Consider the following 238-nt stretch of genomic DNA (forward strand, 5'->3'; position numbering starts at 1 on the left):
GTATTTGTCCGGTTTTTCAAAAAAACCGGCCTGACTCCCCGAACGAAGAGAAGCAGCATGGAATGCGGGCCACTTACGCCAGGTGAAGGCAATTCGATTCTGTTAATCGTCGATGATTACCCGGAAAATCTGATTAGCATGCGGGCCTTGCTCGAACGTGAGGATTGGCAGGTCATGACCGCCACCTCGGGTTTCGAGGCCTTGGGGTTGATGCTGGAGCATGATGTCGACCTGGTGC

1 protein-coding gene is annotated in these 238 nt (G+C 53.4%); it reads left to right on the top strand.

The genetic code is table 11. From position 1 onward, the window contains the following. Positions 1-57: 57 nt before the first annotated feature. A partial coding sequence (locus AAEZ10_RS27735; RefSeq protein ID WP_350571884.1) for a response regulator occupies positions 58-238 on the top strand: 181 nt, incomplete at its 3' end.

Origin of the sequence: Pseudomonas sp. H26/SER47-MNA-CIBAN-0231 (assembly GCF_040310465.1) — a bacterium.
GTDB lineage: Bacteria > Pseudomonadota > Gammaproteobacteria > Pseudomonadales > Pseudomonadaceae > Aquipseudomonas > Aquipseudomonas atacamensis.